The organism is Paracoccaceae bacterium, from assembly GCA_033344815.1.
Lineage (GTDB): Bacteria > Pseudomonadota > Alphaproteobacteria > Rhodobacterales > Rhodobacteraceae > Roseobacter.
Genome location: JAWPMR010000001.1, coordinates 4,472,759 through 4,491,133, shown reverse-complemented (window position 1 = coordinate 4,491,133; position 18,375 = coordinate 4,472,759). Strand labels below are relative to the sequence as shown.

At 56.4% G+C, this 18,375-nt stretch carries 20 protein-coding genes; 12 read left to right on the top strand and 8 right to left on the bottom strand.

What is annotated here, in order from left to right:
* Window positions 1–1,175: 1,175 nt before the first annotated feature.
* Genes R8G34_20870 through ltnD form a run of 4 tightly spaced genes read right to left on the bottom strand, consistent with a single transcriptional unit; the run spans window position 1,176 to window position 4,789 of the window.
* Window positions 1,176–1,943, bottom strand: coding sequence for a TIM barrel protein (locus tag R8G34_20870; protein ID MDW3225306.1), 768 nt, complete (start codon window positions 1,941–1,943; stop codon window positions 1,176–1,178).
* Window positions 1,940–2,590 (bottom strand): aldolase, encoded by a 651-nt coding sequence (locus tag R8G34_20865; protein MDW3225305.1) that lies wholly within the window; start codon window positions 2,588–2,590, stop codon window positions 1,940–1,942. Before R8G34_20865 ends, R8G34_20870 begins: the two co-directional genes overlap by 4 nt.
* Complete coding sequence (otnK, locus tag R8G34_20860; GenBank protein ID MDW3225304.1) at window positions 2,587–3,855, bottom strand: 3-oxo-tetronate kinase; 1,269 nt, start codon at window positions 3,853–3,855, stop codon at window positions 2,587–2,589. The genes R8G34_20865 and otnK overlap by 4 nt, the downstream gene beginning before the upstream one ends.
* A gap of 37 nt (window positions 3,856–3,892) precedes the next feature.
* Window positions 3,893–4,789 (bottom strand): L-threonate dehydrogenase, encoded by an 897-nt coding sequence (ltnD, locus tag R8G34_20855; protein MDW3225303.1) that lies wholly within the window; start codon window positions 4,787–4,789, stop codon window positions 3,893–3,895.
* A gap of 192 nt (window positions 4,790–4,981) precedes the next feature.
* On the opposite strand from ltnD, the gene R8G34_20850 reads away from it, so the two are divergent.
* Entirely contained in the window at window positions 4,982–5,791 is an 810-nt protein-coding gene (locus tag R8G34_20850) for an aspartate dehydrogenase (protein MDW3225302.1), read from the top strand.
* 18 nt (window positions 5,792–5,809) lie between these two features.
* Here the strand turns inward: R8G34_20850 and R8G34_20845 are convergent, their stop codons facing one another.
* On the bottom strand, window positions 5,810–6,832 hold the full coding sequence (locus R8G34_20845) for a Gfo/Idh/MocA family oxidoreductase (GenBank protein ID MDW3225301.1): 1,023 nt from the start codon (window positions 6,830–6,832) through the stop codon (window positions 5,810–5,812).
* Window positions 6,832–7,920, bottom strand: a complete 1,089-nt coding sequence (locus R8G34_20840; GenBank protein ID MDW3225300.1) for an isocitrate/isopropylmalate family dehydrogenase — start codon at window positions 7,918–7,920, stop codon at window positions 6,832–6,834. The genes R8G34_20845 and R8G34_20840 overlap by 1 nt, the downstream gene beginning before the upstream one ends.
* Window positions 7,921–8,054: 134 nt before the next feature.
* Here R8G34_20840 and R8G34_20835 point away from each other — a divergent pair, with 134 nt between their 5' ends.
* The 11 genes from R8G34_20835 (at window position 8,055) to ureG (ending at window position 15,488) form a co-directional block, all read left to right on the top strand.
* Window positions 8,055–8,345 (top strand): putative quinol monooxygenase, encoded by a 291-nt coding sequence (locus tag R8G34_20835; protein ID MDW3225299.1) that lies wholly within the window; start codon window positions 8,055–8,057, stop codon window positions 8,343–8,345.
* The gene (locus tag R8G34_20830; GenBank protein MDW3225298.1) at window positions 8,342–9,148 is read left to right on the top strand and encodes an N-acyl homoserine lactonase family protein; all 807 of its coding nucleotides are present in this window, start codon (window positions 8,342–8,344) and stop codon (window positions 9,146–9,148) included. The genes R8G34_20835 and R8G34_20830 overlap by 4 nt, the downstream gene beginning before the upstream one ends.
* Before the next feature lie 189 nt (window positions 9,149–9,337).
* A complete protein-coding gene (locus R8G34_20825; GenBank protein MDW3225297.1) occupies window positions 9,338–10,153 on the top strand; it encodes an urease accessory protein UreD in 816 nt (271 codons plus the stop codon).
* Between the two features lie 3 nt (window positions 10,154–10,156).
* Window positions 10,157–10,459, top strand: a complete 303-nt coding sequence (locus tag R8G34_20820; GenBank protein ID MDW3225296.1) for an urease subunit gamma — start codon at window positions 10,157–10,159, stop codon at window positions 10,457–10,459.
* A 9-nt stretch (window positions 10,460–10,468) separates the two neighbouring features.
* Window positions 10,469–10,774, top strand: coding sequence for an urease subunit beta (locus R8G34_20815; GenBank protein MDW3225295.1), 306 nt, complete (start codon window positions 10,469–10,471; stop codon window positions 10,772–10,774).
* Window positions 10,775–10,802: 28 nt separating this feature from the next.
* Complete coding sequence (locus R8G34_20810) at window positions 10,803–11,624, top strand: cyclase family protein (GenBank protein ID MDW3225294.1); 822 nt, start codon at window positions 10,803–10,805, stop codon at window positions 11,622–11,624.
* Window positions 11,624–12,022 (top strand): carboxymuconolactone decarboxylase family protein, encoded by a 399-nt coding sequence (locus tag R8G34_20805; GenBank protein MDW3225293.1) that lies wholly within the window; start codon window positions 11,624–11,626, stop codon window positions 12,020–12,022. Before R8G34_20810 ends, R8G34_20805 begins: the two co-directional genes overlap by 1 nt.
* 5 nt (window positions 12,023–12,027) lie before the next feature.
* Window positions 12,028–13,737, top strand: coding sequence for an urease subunit alpha (ureC, locus tag R8G34_20800; GenBank protein MDW3225292.1), 1,710 nt, complete (start codon window positions 12,028–12,030; stop codon window positions 13,735–13,737).
* Window positions 13,738–13,745: 8 nt separating this feature from the next.
* Window positions 13,746–14,234, top strand: a complete 489-nt coding sequence (locus R8G34_20795) for an urease accessory protein UreE (GenBank protein ID MDW3225291.1) — start codon at window positions 13,746–13,748, stop codon at window positions 14,232–14,234.
* Window positions 14,152–14,865, top strand: coding sequence for an urease accessory UreF family protein (locus tag R8G34_20790; GenBank protein MDW3225290.1), 714 nt, complete (start codon window positions 14,152–14,154; stop codon window positions 14,863–14,865). The genes R8G34_20795 and R8G34_20790 overlap by 83 nt, the downstream gene beginning before the upstream one ends.
* Window positions 14,862–15,488, top strand: a complete 627-nt coding sequence (ureG, locus tag R8G34_20785; protein ID MDW3225289.1) for an urease accessory protein UreG — start codon at window positions 14,862–14,864, stop codon at window positions 15,486–15,488. The genes R8G34_20790 and ureG overlap by 4 nt, the downstream gene beginning before the upstream one ends.
* A 360-nt stretch (window positions 15,489–15,848) precedes the next feature.
* Here ureG and R8G34_20780 read toward each other — a convergent pair whose 3' ends face one another.
* On the bottom strand, window positions 15,849–16,961 hold the full coding sequence (locus R8G34_20780) for an S-(hydroxymethyl)glutathione dehydrogenase/class III alcohol dehydrogenase (protein ID MDW3225288.1): 1,113 nt from the start codon (window positions 16,959–16,961) through the stop codon (window positions 15,849–15,851).
* A 110-nt stretch (window positions 16,962–17,071) separates the two neighbouring features.
* Entirely contained in the window at window positions 17,072–18,091 is a 1,020-nt protein-coding gene (locus tag R8G34_20775; protein ID MDW3225287.1) for a LacI family DNA-binding transcriptional regulator, read from the bottom strand.
* Window positions 18,092–18,375 lie beyond the last annotated feature (284 nt).

The window sequence follows — 18,375 nt, the reverse complement described above, 5'->3', positions numbered from 1 at the left end:
ACCTGCAAACGCAAGGCGTCGCAACATGAACGCGTTTCCTGCATTGACCACTCACTTGGTCATGTTTCCAGAGGTTTGACGCAACCGGACCGCGACAAACAGTCATTTCTCATTCTGCGACCGGATCACCGGATCGCAGTGGAACGCCATGTCATGTACCCGATGCGCCTTCACTCGTTTCCAGTTGGTCATCTGCTGTCTCCGGCGCGATTTGTCGAATGCCTGACGCCGGAGACAATAGCGCGGCTTGGCTTTAACGCGGTATCAGCCGTTCAAACGTGCTGGCGACGCTTTCCGCGAATTTGAAGAAGGATGCGCGAAACACCACAGAGTCGCGCGACGAAAGGTCAATCTTGGCACGTTTATTGATACCTCCAAAGCGGCGCGTGACAAACAGTGCAGCATGACGCTGAGATCCATCCTGCTGATCGACACCGTGAACCGACAGTGCGACCAACGCCACAAGAGATCTTGCATCGTAAACTCCGGGGCCATCGCAGGCCATTTCATGTCTGCGATGTTGGGGTTAACAAGCACAGGCCTTGCCATCTGGTTTCGACACCCAAACGGCATCAAAACCGCGGCGCTCCTGGACCGGGAGCGTGCTGGTTGCATGGCGGCGATAAGATTTTGGTGCTTCTGTGAAATTTTGTGGCTTGCTGGCTGCCATTGTTTGTTTCGCCAAGCCGTCAATGCGTAATGGCCAAATTCATCTGCACTCAAAACCTACAGATTCTTGTTTTCAAGACATTTTTCAGCCTTTCCCGGCTTATCTGCTTTTGGATTTTGTCGCGGCTTCACAGCAACACGCCGCTAAGATAAGAAGACACGGCCAAAAATTTGACCCCGCGCCTGCGCCCAAATGAAGTACACATCATTACTCGCGCAATTGCGGTTTCGCGCAACAATTTTTGTTACAGGATTGCAGAAGCGTCAACACAGAATTGAAACCGAAAATTCGATCCCAGAGAAAACAGTCAATTAGAAAACCGAACTTGTTTCAATTCCAGGATCAACATAATTTTTGAAGCTCTACGTCGGTGCCGTCGAAATCCGGGTTTTACAGGTGTCGAGATTGTGACACGCGTCTTGCCTCTGCCGGCGGGTGCAGCATGTGCTCCTAATCAATTGAGCTGCCCTCCCCGCCATGTCGTCCATGTCTAGGCAACTGGAATTCAGGCTTTGAATTTCTTCATCCAACCCAATGTCTGATCGGTCGGCAGTGCTGATTTGTATTCCGCCCCAAGGGGATGTTCATACCCCAATTTATGCACACAATCAAAGATATGCACAAAATCGACCTCTCCATGATCAGGCGTCCCCCGATCAGGCACGCTTGCAAACTGGATGTGCCCGATAATCGGGAAAAGACGCTTAAGGCGATGTGACAGGTCACCTTCCATGAGCTGGACGTGATAACAATCAAACATCAGTTTAAGGTTCTGAAGCCCTACTTTTGAAAGGATCTCTTCCGCCTGCGCGGTTGTGCTCAGAAAATAGTCCGGTGCATCATAATGGTTGAGGGGTTCAATCAAAATGGTGATGCCAAGGGCGGAAGCGCTCTTGCAGGCGTATTTCAGGTTTGAAACAAAACACGCCTCCGCCGCCGGACCTTGCGCAAAACCCGCCATGACATGAACTGCGCCGGTGTTGGTTTTCTGCGCATATTCCAACGCCTCGTCTATGGCTTCACAAGCCTCCTCTTCACGACCCGGCAAAGCAGACAAACCGCTTTCGCCCCCCGCGACATCTCCCCGGCGGGTGTTCAATCCCAACATGGGCAGCCCGGTTTCATGGAGTGCACGCGCAACATCCGCCGGCGGGAAATCATAAGGCCAATGGCATTCAACTGCGTCAAATCCCGCCGCCTTGGCCGCGTGAATCGCTTCCGGCAGCGGCCGGTCGGTCCATAAAAACCCAAGATTGGCTGAAAACCGAGTCATCCGTCCCACTCCACATCAAAATGCGTTACCAGATCGCTCACCTGCTTCGGGCTCAGCATCTTGGCATCATACCCATGCATGAGCATCGCCAGTCTCGCGGTATCTTCGAGTTCTTCTATCGCGTTACAGGCCGCTTCAACGTCTTTCGCGGCCACCACAGGGCCGTGATTGGCGAGCATCACCGCGCTGCGTTTTCCCGCAAGGCCCCGCACGGCATCCCCCATCGCCGGATCACCGGGTCTGTAAAAGGGCAGGAGTTTAACCTTGCCCAATTTCATGATCGCATAAGGGGTCATCGGCGGCAGGAAATTGTCGGGATCCACACCAGGCATCATCGACAAGGCCACAGAATGGCAGGAATGCAAGTGGACGACGGCCCCTGCACTTCTGCGTGTGTCGTAAAAAGCAGAATGAAGTGGCATTTCTTTTGTTGGGGCATCGCCATCTATGTGTTTCGCATCGACGTCAAAACGGCTGAGGCGCGCCGGATCAAGCCGTCCAAAACTCGTCCCCGTAGGAGACACCAACAAGCCGCCATCAGGCGTGCGCGCAGAAATGTTGCCAGTGCTCCCACCGGTCAAGCCTCTGTCAAAGAGAGACTTCGCCAGCAGGCAGATTTGTTCGCGCAGCAGGTTTTCAGCGGTCATGACGCGTCAAGTACCGCGAGGGCATGCGCAAAAAAGTCCTCCGCACCAAAGTTGCCCGATTTCAATGTCAAAGCAATGTCATGACCTGCGCTTTCGCAGTACGTCCAGGGTACTCCGGGTGCAATTTCGGCGCCAATGTCAAGCCGGACCACGCCCAGGGCTTTGGTCACGGCACCCGAAGTTTCCCCGCCCGCCACAACAAAACGGCGTCGACCTTGATCGCGCGCTGCAACGGCAATTTGCGCCAGCGCTGTTTCGACGATCTCTCCCGCTTGGCTGGTTCCCAGTTCTGCTTGGGCTGCGCGCACATCATCTGGGTCTGCTGTCGCATAAAGGATCGGTGTGACATCAAGGGGTTGCGTCGCGAGCCAGTCTAGTGCGGCGCCCGCCCCATCCTTGGCCAACTCCAGCGGATCCAACCGAAATCCCGGCGCATTTTCGCAATATTGCGCCACCTGCGCCCGGGTCATTGCCGAGCAACTGCCAGATAAAACGATGGCACCAGGTACTATAACGCGGCGCTCTGCTTTCACGCCATCGCGCGATAGTGTCCCATCCTGCAAATAGAGGTCTGGCAGCGGCATCGCAACAGCGCTTCCGCCCGTCAACAGAGGCATGTCCCGACAAGCCTTGGCGATTTGCAAAAGATCCGCATCCGCCACGGCATCCACCACCACATGCACCACGTCTTTTTCGCGCAAATCCGTAAGCTCTGCGGCAATCGCCTCTGAACCGCGCGCAACGCTCAATCGATCTATCAAACCCACAGTCTTGGTGACTTGCGGTTCAAGCAGACGCATCAGGTTACTGTCGCGCATCGGTGTCAGCGGGTGATCCTTCATTGGGCTTTCGGACAGCGGTTGCTGTCCCACAAACAGATTGCCCATGAAAATCGCACGGCCGTTTTCCGGAAAAGCGGGACAATAGATGGTCTGGGAAGTGCCGATATCAGCCATAAGGGCCTCAGCAACAGGTCCGATGTTTCCCTCGGCCGTACTGTCAAAGGTCGAGCAATACTTCCAAAAAAACCGTTCGGCGCCAGCGGCCTTTAACCATGCCCAGGCAGCGCGACATTCTGCGACCGCTTCTTCAACAGGGGCTGTGCGCGATTTCAGCGCGATCACCTCAAATGCGGCGGTATCCTCGGGCGGCTCATCCGGGACGCCAATACGCAAAGACACCTGAACGCCGCTGCGCGCCAGCAATCCAGCCAGATCGGTGGCCCCGGTAAAATCATCTGCGATGCAGCCTAAAAGTGTCGTCATAGTGCTGGTTCAATCCGTCAATTGCGTTTTTTGGAGATTATTCGGCGCCAGGCAATTTCAAACCGGCGTTGCGGGCATAGACCTTGGCGACCGCAGCATCATCTTCGCCGCCCAACCCCTGCCCGGCCGCCGCAACAAACTGCTGCAAGGCCGCTGCTGTGATCGGCGCGCTGAACTTATCGGTTTTGGCTATGTCCAGAACGATCCCCAGATCCTTGAGCCAGATGTTCACGGCGCTATGCGGTGTGTAGTCACCCTCAACAATATGCGGCGCGCGGTTTTCCAGCATCCAACTTGTGCCCGCGCATTTGCTGATCACTTCAACAAATTTATCCGGGCTGACCCCTTGGGTCATGCCAAAGGTCAGGGCCTCCGCCATGGTTGCGATATGAACCCCAGCGAGCAATTGGTTCACCGCTTTCATCGCTGAACCCGCACCTACTTCATCGCCCAACTCGAACACGGTCTCGGCAATGGCGTCCAACACGGGGCGCGCGGCGACAAATGCGGCTTCACTGCCGGACGCCATGACGGACAACTGACCTGATGCCGCTTTGACCGCGCCACCGGAAATTGGCCCGTCAATATAGAGTACATCATGCTCCTGCGCCCGGGACGCGAGGCTGCGTGCGACCTCTGGCGGCACAGTCGCACAGGCCAAGACAACAGCACCTGGTTTCAGCTGTGGCACGAGAGCCTCGGCCCCAAAAAGCACCTCTTCGGTCTGGGCCGCGTTGAGCACAACCACAATCACCGCATCAAGATCGCCAGCGATCACATCCAGAGCTCCTGGCGCACCACCCTCCGCAAGGAAATCCGCAACGCGCGCCGCATTGACATCAAACCCGTGCGTCTTGTGTCCCGCTCGCAAAGCCGAAGCCGCGATCCCGTATCCCATCGATCCCAAACCAATGACGGCCACTGTCTGCGACATTTAATTCATCCCCATTCTGATCAGTCCAGCCCGATAGACTTCCTGATGTTTCACTATGTGCCATATCACCAGATATTAAAATGGCTATTCAGGCGGTCGCGAAACACACTGAAAACAACAGCCTGTCAAAACCATCGTACACCCTGTCAATCTCCGCTATCACATAGGTTCCCATCAAAGCGGAGACCGGGCATGCATTTGGCACTCATTGGATACGGCAATATCGCGCAATCGCTGGTTGCCTGGCTTGCACAGCGCCCCGTCGAAAAGCTTTCTATCCTGGTGCGGCCCGAAGCGGTGGCATTCACACAGGACGACGCAGCGCTTAAGGCCGCCAGTGATCTGGTCAGGGTGACCGATGACATTGAGGACATTTTGCAAGACGCGCCAGACCTGTTCGTCGAATGCGCGGGACATCAGGCGGTGGTCGATTTCGCGCCCCGCGTTCTGGGCGCAGGATACGACATTGTTCTGGTCTCCATCGGGGTGATGGCAGATCCCGCAATATCGCGTGGACTGCGCCAATCCGCCGCCGAGGGTCGCGCCCAATTGATCCTGCCGTCAGGCGCAATCGGTGGCATTGACCTTCTGTCCGCTCTCGCTCTCGCAGGCCCCGTAAACGTTACTTATCGCGGCACTAAACCTCCCGCAGCCTGGGCCGGCACGCCCGCGGAAACAGCTTGCGATCTCCTCAATCTGCGCGAGGCCCATGCGTTTTTCGAAGGCAACGCGCGTGACGCGGCGATGTCCTATCCGAAAAACGCCAATGTCGCGGCGACGCTGGCTCTCGCGGGGGCCGGATTTGATGAAACCCGCGTGGAGCTTGTGGCAGATCCCGCCGCAACCGGAAATCAGCACCGCTATACCGTAGAAAGCCCGGCCGGGCGTTTTAGCATGACCATCGAAAATGCGGCGTCTTCGGGCAACGCGAAAACCTCTCTGGCGACAGTTTACAGTGTGATCCGCGAGATCAACCGCAAGCGTGATCCGGTGGCTATCTGACGCACATATTGCCAGTTTTCAAAGAAGAGTAACTTTTCGCCCTGATTGTGCAGATTGGTAAATCGCATCCTTAATCCGGATCACCTCCAGATAGTCTTCCGCCTCGTTTTCCAGCACACCGTCACCCCGCAAAGCCCGCACCACATGGCTTTGCAGATGATAAACACAATCTCCGCCAAATCCTTTTGATGTATCGGGTGGTAATATCTGTTCCTGCACCATGCTGGCATGCGCGCGAAAACTGACACTCCCATCGCCCATCAAAGTCAAAATGCCCGCCGTGCCCTCAAAGAATGCCTCGCCCATGGTGCGGCGTTGATTGTCAGCCAGGTGATCACAATGTCGGTTTCCATCAAACAACGCGCGCACGCCGCCGGGATGATCAAAAATCACGAAACCGGCGTCTTCGCCCTTTATCGCAGGATTAATCTGGCGCAGATCGGCATAGACCGCCGTGGGATTGCCAAACAGGAAACGAAACGTATCAACCCAATGCACCCCGGTTTCATGGATCAAGAATTTTGGCATCTGCTGAAAGTAGGGTTGCCGGTCCAGATAGGCCTTTGGTCCCTGCCCGTCACCCGGACGCAACCGGAAACTGGCCTGCAACGGCGTGCCAATGCGACCGTCATCAATTTCTGCTTTGATCGCGCGGTACCATGGCATGAACCGAAAGTTCTCATGGATCACCAGCCGCGCACCATTGTTTTCAGCCAGAGCCGCAAGCGATGACGCCTCCTGCAAGTCCACACAAAACGGTTTTTGGCAGATAATAGTTTTGACACCGGTATCCAAAGCCGCCTGCACCGTCTCGCCATGCGCGGTTGGGGGAAGGATAATGTCGAGAATATCCGGAGCGGTCACTTCCAGCATTTCGAACACATCAGCGAAGGCCGGGGCTCCTGTGGCTTGTGCTGCTGCAACATTGTGATCCGCAGAGCCCACACAGTTCACCTCCGGAATGCGCGCCCAGGCGTCATAATGGAATTGGCTGAAATAGCCGGCCCCCACACAGGCAACGCGCAAAGGGGAGGTCGCCATCAGCTTGTGCTCAATGCCGCTGTCACGGCCTTTGCGGCTTCATCTGTTGTCGCTGACCCGCCCAGATCACCGGTCAACACCTTCCCCTCGGCGATCACGGCCTCCGTGGCGGCTCGCAATCGAACACCGTCAGCGGCCATTATCGCATGCCCTTTGCGCAGGCCAAGCCATTCCAACATCATGGCACCCGACAGGATCATCGCCAGCGGATTTGCTATGCCTTGCCCGGCGATATCAGGCGCCGAGCCATGGCAGGGCTGGAACACCGCGTGCTCCAAACCAATATCCGCTGAAGGAGCAACCCCAAGGCCGCCCATCAGCCCGGCACCCAGATCCGAGAGAATATCGCCAAACATGTTTTCCGTCACCAGCACATCAAAATCCCACGGCTTTTGCACAAACCACAAAGCGGTTGCATCAACATAGGCGTGATCGCTTTTGAGATCCGGGTTTTTCGCGGCCTCAGCATCAAAAATCTCGCGAAAAAAAGCAAATGCACGAAACACATTTGCCTTATCAACGCAGGTCACAAGCCCCTTACCCCGCCCGGTCGCCTTGCGTTCGCGTGCAAGGTTGAAGGCGAACTCAAACAGCAACTCTGACGTTTCGCGAGTGATCAAGAGCGTCTCACGCGCTTCGTTCTCGGAAACCTCGCCGCAGCCCTGCGTGTGAAAAAGCCCTTCGGTGCTCTCGCGGATCAGGACAAAATCCACCTCGCGCCCTTCGGGCATTTTCAGGGGCGTTCTCTGACCTGGAAAAATGCGCACCGGGCGCACACCGGCGAAAAGATTCAATGCTTTGCGCAGATCAATCTGCGGTGAAATCTCCGTGCCATCCTCATAGCGCACAGACGGCAAACCCATGGCGGACAACAAAATCGCATCTGATTTGCGCGCCGTCTCCATGGAAGCTGCGGGCAAGGAGTCACCCGTTCGCGCGTAATGCGCAGCGCCAGCATCACACTCCGCAAAGGAGAGTTGATACCCGCCAGCGACCGCGAGATTGCGCAAGATACTTACCGTCGGGGCCATAATTTCGGGTCCGATTCCGTCGCCGTTAAAAACGGCAATATCGAAATTGTCTTTCATTGATCCTGGCATCCCTTAGTATTCGTTGAACTGCCTCACCGGTTCGCGTCATTTAGAAGATGACACGGTTTGGCACATTAATGTATGCATTATTTAATACGTAATTCATGTTGCAACTACAAGTCAGGAAAACCATGTTCGCCGTCGTCGTCACCTTTTCAATCAAACCAGACTGCCTGGCAGCGTTCATGCCATTGATGGAACAGAATGCGGCGACATCACGCAGCAATGAACCGGGATGCCATCAATTTGACATCGCCACCGACCCTGCGCGTCCCAATGAGGTGTTTCTCTACGAACTTTATGAAGACCAAGCCGCGTTCGAGGCGCATTTAGGGGCCGTGCATTTCAAGACCTTCGATGCGGCAAGTGCCCCCATGATCGCAGAGAAATCGGTGAGAACCTATCAACAGGTGATCCAATGAGCGATTGGGAAGTCTTTGCCGTCAAATACGCGGATCGCAATAATCGTACGCGCCGCGACAGTTTCATTTTTGATGATGATCATGCCGCGCTGCATCCTATGGATTACTTCATGTGGGTATTGCGGCGTGACAGCGAAATCATACTGGTGGACACCGGGTATGATGCCCCCGAAGCGCACCTGCGTGATCGTCCCATCCGGCAGGACCCGGCAGCCTCACTCGCGCCGCTGGGCTTGAAGCCTGAGGACATCACCTGCGTGATCGTGACACATCTGCACTATGATCACGCGGGCGGTCTGCATCTGTTTCCCAATGCAAAACTGCACATGCAAACGGCGGAAATGGCCTATGCCACGGGCCCGTGCATGTGTCATGACACGTTACGGATGCCCTTTACCGCCGGGCATATCTGCGAAGCGGTCACGCGACTGTATTCCGGTCAAGTCGTGTTTCATGACGGGGACAGCGAAGTTGCGGAAGGCGTGACAGTTCACTGCATCGGGGGCCATTCCAGGGGGTTGCAGGCCGTGCGCGTACGCACGGATGCGGGCTGGTTGGTACTGGCATCAGACGCTGCGCACTATTATGAAAACCTGTTTGCGCGCAAACCCTTCCCGATTGTTGTTGATCTTCAAAACATGCTGGACGGCTTTGACACTTTGCAAAAACTGGCGACGGCGCCCACACTGATTGTTCCCGGACATGACCCGCTGGTCACCAAGGCCTATCCTCAAGCGATGGCCGACCATATCTGGCGTCTTGACCACGGCCCAGAGAGACCGGAACTGATTTTGGGACCTTAGGTCGGCGCTTGCTGCTCTTGGGTTTCACCCTATCAACCGAGGCGACGACATTTTTAGAGGCGATCTGCCCATTTTATAGGCAAAATTCGGAGCGACATCCCCTATCCTGCGCGCACCTCTGGCCAATCCAGACGCATCATGTGACCGTGCAGAACTGAATCTGAAACCCAAAGGCCCATCGACGTGTTGATGCAGACCCCGACATTGCAGGATCAACCCCGCGCCATAGGGTCGGCGATGGTTTCCAGTAAGAAACGGTCGGGTGCCTCGTATATCGATGGTCTGCATCAGTCAGGCGCTCTCAAGGTATTGTTCCCACGCACATCGGGGCCGTTGGAGGCAATCCTCATCAACACTGCAGGCGGGATCACCGGGGGGGATGACTTTGCCGTTTCGGCCAGTGCGGGGACCGGCTCTGAACTGACGCTGACTACGCAGGCGGCAGAACGCGCATATCGCGCACAGCAATCCCAGACCGGACGGCTGAACACGCGTCTGAGCGTGCGGGATGACGCGCGGCTGAACTGGTTGCCGCAAGAAACCATTTTGTATGACGGATGCGCGCTCTCTCGCAGCCTTGAGGTCGACATCGCCCCCGACGCCCGTTTTATGATGGTTGAACCTGTACTCTTTGGCAGACGCGCCATGGGCGAAGACGTCCACAACATTGAATTTCACGACCAGATCAGCATCCGACAAACAGGCGACATTATCTATCGGGATGGTGTTGCCTTGAGCGGCGATGCGGCGTCTCAACTCGACCGCCCCGCAGTGGCCGGGGGTGCGCGTGCTATGGCGAGCCTCGTATTCATCGCTCCCGAGGCAGACGGCCAAATCGCTCCTTTGCGCGACATGATCGGCCCTATGGGCGGCGTCAGTTTGCTGCGTCCTGGCGTCTTGGTGGCGCGGCTTCTGGCTCAGGACGGCTTTGCCTTGCGCAAAAATCTGGTACCGATACTTGATCGATTGACCCACAACCAACTTCCAAAGAGCTGGAGACTATAGACGATGCAGCTGACCCCGCGCGAGAAAGATAAACTGCTGGTTGCCATGGCCGCCGAGGTTGCACGCAAACGTTTGGCGCGCGGCGTCAAGCTGAACTATCCAGAGGCAATTGCCCTGATCACGGATGCTGTTGTGGAAGGTGCGCGCGACGGACGCTCAGTCGCCGATATGATGCAGGCGGGCGCTGAAATCATTTCCCGCGATCAATGTATGCAGGGTGTGCCCGAGATGATCCACGATGTGCAGGTCGAGGCGACCTTTCCGGATGGCACAAAACTCGTCACCGTTCACAACCCAATCCGCTAGGAGAACCAGATGATCCCTGGAGAAATTATGGTCGCATCAGGCGACATCACCCTAAACGCGGGTTCTGAGGCCATCACGCTCATGGTCGCCAATACAGGCGATCGCCCGGTCCAGGTGGGCAGCCACTATCACTTTGCCGAGAGCAACCCCGCATTGGAGTTTGATCGCGCCGCCGCAAGGGGCACCCGGCTTGATATCGCGGCGGGTACGGCTGTACGCTTTGAGCCGGGCCAACGGCGCGAAGTGCAATTGATACCGCTTGGTGGTGCACGCCGTGTCTTTGGGTTCAACCAACACGTTATGGGCGATCTCTGATTGCCCGCCCCTTGGAGGAGGAAAGACCATGTGTGATATCTGTGTGATCAATTCGGTAAAGGAGCGCATGCTGTCGCGGCGTGACTTTTTCCGCGCAAGTGCTGCGGTCGGTGCGGCGGCGACACTGGGCACAATGGCATCGGCTCCTCCGGCTCTGGCTGCAGGACACGGCGGTGTTTTCGACATGACGCATAAATTGAGCCCGGAATTTCCGACATTTTTTGGCGTACCCGGCATTTCGATGGAACAGCAATTCAACTTTTCTGAACACGGCTTCAACCTGATGAACCTCAGCATCAATGAGCATACCGCGACCCATGTGGATGCGCCGCTGCACTTCTCGGCAGATGGCACTTCCGTAGATGAAATCCCGGTCAGTGACCTGGTGGTGCCGCTCTGCGTGATCGACATCGCCGCGAAGGCCGCTGAAAACGCGGACGCCCAAGTTACACCGGATGATCTCAAAGCCTGGATCGCGGCCAATGGCGCCATCCCGGACAAGGCCTGTATCGCTATGCATTCCGGTTGGGCGGGCAAGACCGCGAGCCCGGATTACGTCGGGAACGACGCGGATGGGGTAAAGCATTTCCCCGGTTTCCACATTGAGGCCACGCAGATGTTGCTGGAAGAAACCACAGCCGCAGCAATGGCCGTAGACACGCTGTCGCTGGATCATGGTCCCTCACCCGACTTTGCCACGCATTACGCCTGGTTGCCTGAGGGTCGTTATGGCATCGAAAACCTTGCCGGTCTCGATCAGGTCCCTGCCGCAGGCGCCACGCTGGTGGTGGGGGCGCCCAATCATGCCGGAGGCACAGGCGGGCCCGCACGCATCTTTGCGATGGTGTGATGGCGACTGTTGCGCTCATATCAGATGAATTGGCCAGCACAGAGGTGCTGGCCGTTTTCGACGACATCCGGGCGACACGCGGCACGGATTTCATCAATAATTTCTGGCGCGCGCTGGCCAATGATCCCGCACTTCTGGCGGCAACTTGGGATCGCTTGAAGGTCGTCATGGGACCGGGGACGCTCGATCCGCTGGTCAAGGAAATGATATACATCGCGGTATCGACGGCCAATGGCTGCGAATATTGCGTGCATTCTCACACGGTGGCGGCAACGGCCAAAGGCATGACACCGGATCAGCATGGTGAACTCCTGAGTGTGATTGGAATGGCCATGCAAACCAACGGCCTGGTAACTGCTCTTCAAGTGCCGACTGACCCCGAATTCAAAAAGGACTGACATCAATGCCCGCAACGATTTCGCGCAGCAGCTATGCCGCCATGTTCGGCCCCACAACCGGCGACAAAGTCAGGCTCGCCGACACGGATCTGGTGATCGAAGTCGAACGCGATCTGACCACATATGGAGAAGAGGTCAAATTCGGCGGTGGCAAGGTCATCCGTGATGGTATGGGGCAATCGCAAGTGACGCGCGCGGGTGGGGCCGTAGATACGGTCATCACCAATGCGCTTATTGTGGATCACACCGGCGTCTATAAAGCGGACGTTGGCTTGAAAGACGGACGTATCCACAAGATCGGCAAGGCGGGCAATCCCGACACGCAACCGGGCGTTGATATTATCGTAGGTCCTGGCACAGAAGCAATTGCAGGTGAGGGAAAAATCCTGACAGCAGGCGGGTTTGACAGCCACATTCATTTCATCTGCCCACAGCAGATCGATGACGCTTTGCATTCCGGCGTGACCACGATGCTGGGCGGCGGCACGGGCCCGGCGCATGGGACGCTGGCCACGACATGTACGCCCGGACCTTGGCACATTGGTCGCATGTTGCAGGCCGTAGACGGCTTTGCCATGAACATCGGCGTGTCAGGCAAAGGTAACGCGAGCCAGCCCGACGCCCTCGTCGAAATGGTGACCGGCGGGGCTTGCGCGCTGAAATTGCATGAGGATTGGGGCACGACACCAGCGGCAATTGATTGCTGTCTCTCAGTAGCCGACGACATGGACGTACAGGTGATGATCCACACCGACACGCTCAATGAAAGCGGCTTCGTAGAAAACACCGTGGCCGCAATGAAGGGTCGCACAATCCACGCCTTTCACACAGAGGGTGCGGGTGGTGGGCATGCGCCCGACATCATCAAAATATGCGGCGATGCCAATGTGTTGCCCTCCTCAACTAATCCAACACGCCCCTTCACGGTTAACACGCTCGAAGAACACCTGGATATGTTGATGGTTTGCCATCATCTGGACAAATCCATCCCTGAAGACGTGGCCTTTGCCGAAAGCCGCATCCGGCGCGAAACCATCGCTGCCGAAGATATCCTGCATGACATGGGCGCGTTTTCCATCATCGCCTCTGACAGTCAGGCGATGGGCCGCGTCGGCGAAGTTTTGATCCGCACATGGCAGACAGCAGACAAAATGCGCAAGCAACGCGGTCGATTGCCGGAAGAAATTGGCGAGAACGATAACCTGCGCGTGCGCCGATACATCGCAAAATACACGATCAATCCGGCCATTGCACATGGGATTTCCCACGAAATTGGGTCGATCGAAGAAGGTAAACGCGCCGATTTAGTACTCTGGAACCCTGCATTTTTTGGCGTGAAACCTGAAATGGTCCTGATGGCCGGCACCATTGTGTGCGCGCAGATGGGCGATCCAAATGCCTCCATCCCGACACCGCAGCCCGTTTACACACGCCCTATGTTTGGCAGCTTTGGCCGTTCCGTTGAGCGTTCGGCGGTGACCTTCGTCAGTGCGGCTGCCGAGGCCGCTGGCGTTGGCAAAACGCTGGGTTTGAACAAAGACGTCATCGCAGTCAAAAACACGCGCAACATCGGGAAAAAGGACCTGATCTTGAACGATGCCCTGCCTGCGATTGAAGTGAATCCCGAAACATATGAGGTCCGCGCGGATGGCGAATTGCTGACCTGCCAACCCGCCGAAGTTCTGCCCATGGCGCAACGCTATTTCCTGTTTTGAGGTCGGCAATGATACCAAAAGCGCAAAAGATTGTCCCAAACGCGCAGGGGGCCACAGACTATGTCACCCTTGATTACGACGCCCGTTTCCTGCGTCGCAAAATGCTCTCAACGCAAGGCGGCATGGATGTGTTGATTGATTTGCCCAAGACAATGTCACTGACCCATGGCGACGCGTTGGAAACAACCGATGGCATATTGATTGGCATTGCGGCGGCGCCTGAGCCATTGCTGGAGATCACGGGGCGGGATCTGCATCGTATTGCATGGCACATTGGCAACCGTCACACGCCCTGCCAGATCGAGGACACGCGCCTGCTGATTCAGCAGAACCACGTGATGGCAAAAATGTTGGCGCAGCTTGGCGCGCATGTCCACGAGGTTACCGAACCCTTTACGCCGGAAGGGGGTGCCTATGGGCACGGCCGTACGCATGGTCATGATCATGGCGCACAACACGGACCCGAGACAACACACACCCATTCACATGACCACTGATGCCGTTATGACGCTGACGCAATGGCTGTCGCCGGGATTCCCGGTTGGCGCGTTTGCTTATTCGCATGGCTTGGAAACAGCCATTGACAGAGGAATGATATCGAACATCCATGATCTCGATCTGTGGCTGAGCGATCTCATCACCTTGGGAGGTGGAAAATCTGATATTATATTATTATCAGCGGCTTATAGCACCATACCTAATGTAATAGGTCATGCCGACGAAACATCACGCGCTTTTGCAACGAGCGCAGAAAGGCTTCTGGAAACCGATCAGCAGGGACAGGCATTTTGCCGAACCGTCAACGCCGTCTGGGGCATCGAACTGGGCAGCTTGACCTACCCGGTCGCCGTCGGGCATGCGGCATGCCTGCAAAAGATACCGCGTGATCTGACAGCGCGTATGTATCTGCATGCATTCACCGCCAATCTGATTTCCGCCGCTGTCCGTCTGGTGCCATTGGGTCAGACGGAAGGCCAGACCTTGCTGGCCAAGCTCGCTCCAATCATTCAGGCCACCGCAGATGAGGCCATAAAACAACCTCTCAGCAACCTCAGCTCCCAGTGTTTCGCAGGCGATATCGTCGCAATGCAGCATGAAACCCAATACTCGAAGGTATTTCGCACATGACACGTTTGAACGGTCCACTTCGCATTGGCATCGGCGGCCCCGTAGGTGCTGGCAAAACGACACTGACGGCCTGTTTGGCGCGCGCCTTGAGCGTGCACCACTCCATCGGCGTCATCACCAATGACATCTACACTCAAGAAGATGCCGAAGCACTGATGCGCCTTCAAATACTTCCCAAGGATCGTATTATTGGCGTTGAAACGGGCGGCTGCCCCCACACCGCCATCCGTGAGGATGCATCGATAAATCTCGCGGCAGTGGCCGAAATGCAAACCAGGCACCCTGAGATCGAAGCGATTTTGATTGAAAGCGGCGGAGATAATCTGAGCGCAACTTTCTCGCCGGAACTGGCAGATGTCACGCTCTATGTGATTGACGTGGCTGCGGGTGAAGAAATTCCGCGCAAAGGCGGTCCTGCGATCACCCGATCCGACATTCTGATCATAAACAAAACCGACCTCGCCCCGCATGTCGGCGCTTCACTGGACGTCATGGAAAGGGATGCCACGAAAATGCGCGCGGGCAGACCGTTTGTCTTTGCAGCGCTGCGGCACGACACGGGAATTGACAGCATTCTGGATGCGCTACGGGCTGTTTCCGGGCTGGGCCTTGCAATCGCATAACGTGGTTCAGCGACAAGGCGCTGCGTTATGCGATGTCCAATCCATCATTCACGCTGGTAAATCGATCATGTCGCGCAGCACTTACAACAGCGGGATACCTTAAGTCGCCTCGATCTTGAACTCTGCGCCACTTACAGTCGCCCAGATTGGCAAACCCCTTGTTCAGAGTTAGAATTCCAGAAGGTCCATTTTCTATCGGCCACTATTACTGGTCGTAATTCCGGGTTCTTACGCTTTCCGCAATGGCAGAAAAAGCGCGCATTTTGGTAACCTCCGGACGGAAGCCACAGCCGTTTGAACGCGCCGCCGAGGAATAGTCCAGCAGTGTATCCAGCAGCCCGAAACCAATTCCATGTTTTCTCAGAACTCCACCACGGCGCGGATGGATTTGCCTTCGTGCATCAGATCAAAGCCGTGGTTGATCTCATCCAGCGTCAGTTTGTGTGTGATCATCGGGTCGATCTCGATCTTGCCGTCCATGTACCAGTCCACGATTTTCGGCACATCCGTGCGCCCCTTGGCGCCGCCAAACGCCGTCCCCCGCCAGCTGCGCCCTGTCACCAGTTGGAAAGGGCGCGTCGAAATCTCGGCCCCTGCAGGCGCCACGCCGATGATGATGCTTTCGCCCCAGCCCTTATGCGCGCATTCCAGAGCGGTGCGCATGACATTCACATTGCCCGTCGCATCAAAGGTATAATCACAGCCCCCGCCCGACAATTCGACCAGATGCGCCACCAGATCACCGTCGACGTTGCTGGGGTTCACGAAATCCGTCATGCCGAAATGGCGGCCCATCTCCGCCTTGTCGTCGTTCAGATCCACGCCGATGATCTGATCCGCGCCCGCCAGCCGCAGCCCCTGGATCACGTTCAGACCGATGCCGCCCAGACCAAAAACCGCCGCCGTGGAGCCGATCTCGACCTTGGCCGTGTTGATCACCGCCCCGATGCCCGTGGTCACGCCGCAGCCGATGTAGCAAATCTTGTCAAACGGCGCGTCCTTGCGCACTTTCGCCAGCGCAATTTCCGGCACAACCGTGTGGTTGGCGAAGGTCGAACAGCCCATGTAGTGGTGGATCGGCGTGCCATCCAGCATCGAAAACCGCGTCGAGCCATCCGGCAAAAGCCCCTGCCCTTGCGTGGCGCGCACCTTCTGGCAGAGGTTGGTTTTGGGGTTCAGACAATAGTCACACTCGCGACATTCCGGCGTGTAAAGCGGGATCACATGATCGCCGACCTCAAGGCTGGTGACGCCCTCGCCCACCTCAATCACCACGCCCGCGCCCTCATGGCCCAGAATGGCCGGAAAGATCCCCTCAGGATCATCGCCCGAGCGCGTAAACTCATCCGTGTGACACAGACCCGTCGCCTTGATCTCAACCAGAACCTCGCCCGCGCGCGGACCGTCAAGCTCCACCTCCATGATCTCAAGTGGCTTCCCAGCAGCAACAGCAACAGCAGCGCGCGTTCTCATTATGGTGTCCTCCTCGGGGTTTTCTTGACCCCTCAAAAAAGCGGATCGCCCCGGTTGTCAAGTAAAAGCAAATAACAGGCGGCCCGCAAAACAACGCGCTGTCGTTCGCATCAACGAGGGGGCGAGGACAAGGAATTGCGTTCGATAAACGCGGTGGGCAATTCAACACTTTTCAATCCCGCTTCACCGGCCAGTAGTGCCAAGAGGACACGCGCCGCAGCGCGCCCCATTTCAATCTGAGGCACACGCACTGTGGCAAGAGGAGGTGTGACGACGCTGGCCACTCCGATATCGTCAAACCCGACCAGCGAAACGCAGCCCGGCACCTCAATGCCAAGGTCTCGTGCACGCTTCAGAGCACCGGCGGCCAAAACGTCATTGCCGCACATCACCGCCGTTGGGAGGATATTGGCGGACATGATCTCTGCGAAAGCGTCCCCGCCGTATTCCAATCGGTATTTGGCTTCGCCGACCCAGACCAATTCGGCGCCGTGTCCAAAATCAGAAATCGCCGCTTGAACCCCGGCAAAACGGTCTTGCGCGCGATCATTACCCTGCTGCATGCCGCAGATCATCGCGAGAAGCCTGTGGCCTTTGGAAAGCACCTGCAGAGTTGCATTATAGGCGGCCCGTCTATTGTCAAAACCAACGAAAAGCTGATCTTGGTCCTTCTTGAAACACCATGAGACAACATGTGGCAGATGGCGTTTGGTGAGAAAATCACGCGTCGCTTGCGGTCTTTCGCTGCCAATCAGCAACAATCCATCGGCACCATGCGCAACCAGTGACTTGATCTGACGCATTTCTTCTTGCGGATCATATCCGGTGCTGGCCACCAAAAGGTTCACTCCAGATTCCGACAACACCTCCTGAAAGGCCTGCAGGCCGCTTGCGAACATGGCATTTGCCATGCTGGGAATGATTGCCCCGACCGTGTTTGTGCGGCTTGACGCCAGGGCACGCCCCCCGAAATTGGGCGTGTATCCAAGCGCTTCGATCGCCTGCTCAATCCTCTCTCGTGTCGGTTTGGAAACCTTGTCCGGATCGTTGAGGGCACGCGAAATGCTGGCCGTCGACACGCCCGCCATGCGCGCGACATCTTCGAGAGTTGGGGCAGTCGTTTTGCTCATCGGTCTCCCCATGGCGCGGTTTATGGAACGTTACATGGCAGGTTACGCAAGTATTAGATAATTAACACGAGGTAAATGTAAGCCCTTGCAAGAATCCATGTAAGCGCTTACACAACCATAAATCTGGTGATGTTTCCCCGCGGAAACGCGACCGGAGCCAAGCTAGAGGGGATGCAGAAATGCGTGACTACCCAAAGTCCAAAACTGATTTGGAAACGCGCTTCATATCGGCGTCCGATCTTTTGAAATGCCCTCGGCACGATTTTCACAAATAGGAACCCAAT

What these genes read in the sequence shown, in the direction of transcription:
- R8G34_20870 (MDW3225306.1), bottom strand. Translation starts at nt 1,943, where the DNA reads ATGACTCGGTTTTCAGCCAATCTTGGGTTTTTATGGACCGACCGGCCG.
- R8G34_20865 (MDW3225305.1), bottom strand. Translation starts at nt 2,590, where the DNA reads ATGACCGCTGAAAACCTGCTGCGCGAACAAATCTGCCTGCTGGCGAAG.
- otnK (MDW3225304.1), bottom strand. Translation starts at nt 3,855, where the DNA reads ATGACGACACTTTTAGGCTGCATCGCAGATGATTTTACCGGGGCCACC.
- ltnD (MDW3225303.1), bottom strand. Translation starts at nt 4,789, where the DNA reads ATGTCGCAGACAGTGGCCGTCATTGGTTTGGGATCGATGGGATACGGG.
- R8G34_20850 (MDW3225302.1), top strand. Translation starts at nt 4,982, where the DNA reads ATGCATTTGGCACTCATTGGATACGGCAATATCGCGCAATCGCTGGTT.
- R8G34_20845 (MDW3225301.1), bottom strand. Translation starts at nt 6,832, where the DNA reads ATGGCGACCTCCCCTTTGCGCGTTGCCTGTGTGGGGGCCGGCTATTTC.
- R8G34_20840 (MDW3225300.1), bottom strand. Translation starts at nt 7,920, where the DNA reads ATGAAAGACAATTTCGATATTGCCGTTTTTAACGGCGACGGAATCGGA.
- R8G34_20835 (MDW3225299.1), top strand. Translation starts at nt 8,055, where the DNA reads ATGTTCGCCGTCGTCGTCACCTTTTCAATCAAACCAGACTGCCTGGCA.
- R8G34_20830 (MDW3225298.1), top strand. Translation starts at nt 8,342, where the DNA reads ATGAGCGATTGGGAAGTCTTTGCCGTCAAATACGCGGATCGCAATAAT.
- R8G34_20825 (MDW3225297.1), top strand. Translation starts at nt 9,338, where the DNA reads ATGCAGACCCCGACATTGCAGGATCAACCCCGCGCCATAGGGTCGGCG.
- R8G34_20820 (MDW3225296.1), top strand. Translation starts at nt 10,157, where the DNA reads ATGCAGCTGACCCCGCGCGAGAAAGATAAACTGCTGGTTGCCATGGCC.
- R8G34_20815 (MDW3225295.1), top strand. Translation starts at nt 10,469, where the DNA reads ATGATCCCTGGAGAAATTATGGTCGCATCAGGCGACATCACCCTAAAC.
- R8G34_20810 (MDW3225294.1), top strand. Translation starts at nt 10,803, where the DNA reads ATGTGTGATATCTGTGTGATCAATTCGGTAAAGGAGCGCATGCTGTCG.
- R8G34_20805 (MDW3225293.1), top strand. Translation starts at nt 11,624, where the DNA reads ATGGCGACTGTTGCGCTCATATCAGATGAATTGGCCAGCACAGAGGTG.
- ureC (MDW3225292.1), top strand. Translation starts at nt 12,028, where the DNA reads ATGCCCGCAACGATTTCGCGCAGCAGCTATGCCGCCATGTTCGGCCCC.
- R8G34_20795 (MDW3225291.1), top strand. Translation starts at nt 13,746, where the DNA reads ATGATACCAAAAGCGCAAAAGATTGTCCCAAACGCGCAGGGGGCCACA.
- R8G34_20790 (MDW3225290.1), top strand. Translation starts at nt 14,152, where the DNA reads ATGGGCACGGCCGTACGCATGGTCATGATCATGGCGCACAACACGGAC.
- ureG (MDW3225289.1), top strand. Translation starts at nt 14,862, where the DNA reads ATGACACGTTTGAACGGTCCACTTCGCATTGGCATCGGCGGCCCCGTA.
- R8G34_20780 (MDW3225288.1), bottom strand. Translation starts at nt 16,961, where the DNA reads ATGAGAACGCGCGCTGCTGTTGCTGTTGCTGCTGGGAAGCCACTTGAG.
- R8G34_20775 (MDW3225287.1), bottom strand. Translation starts at nt 18,091, where the DNA reads ATGAGCAAAACGACTGCCCCAACTCTCGAAGATGTCGCGCGCATGGCG.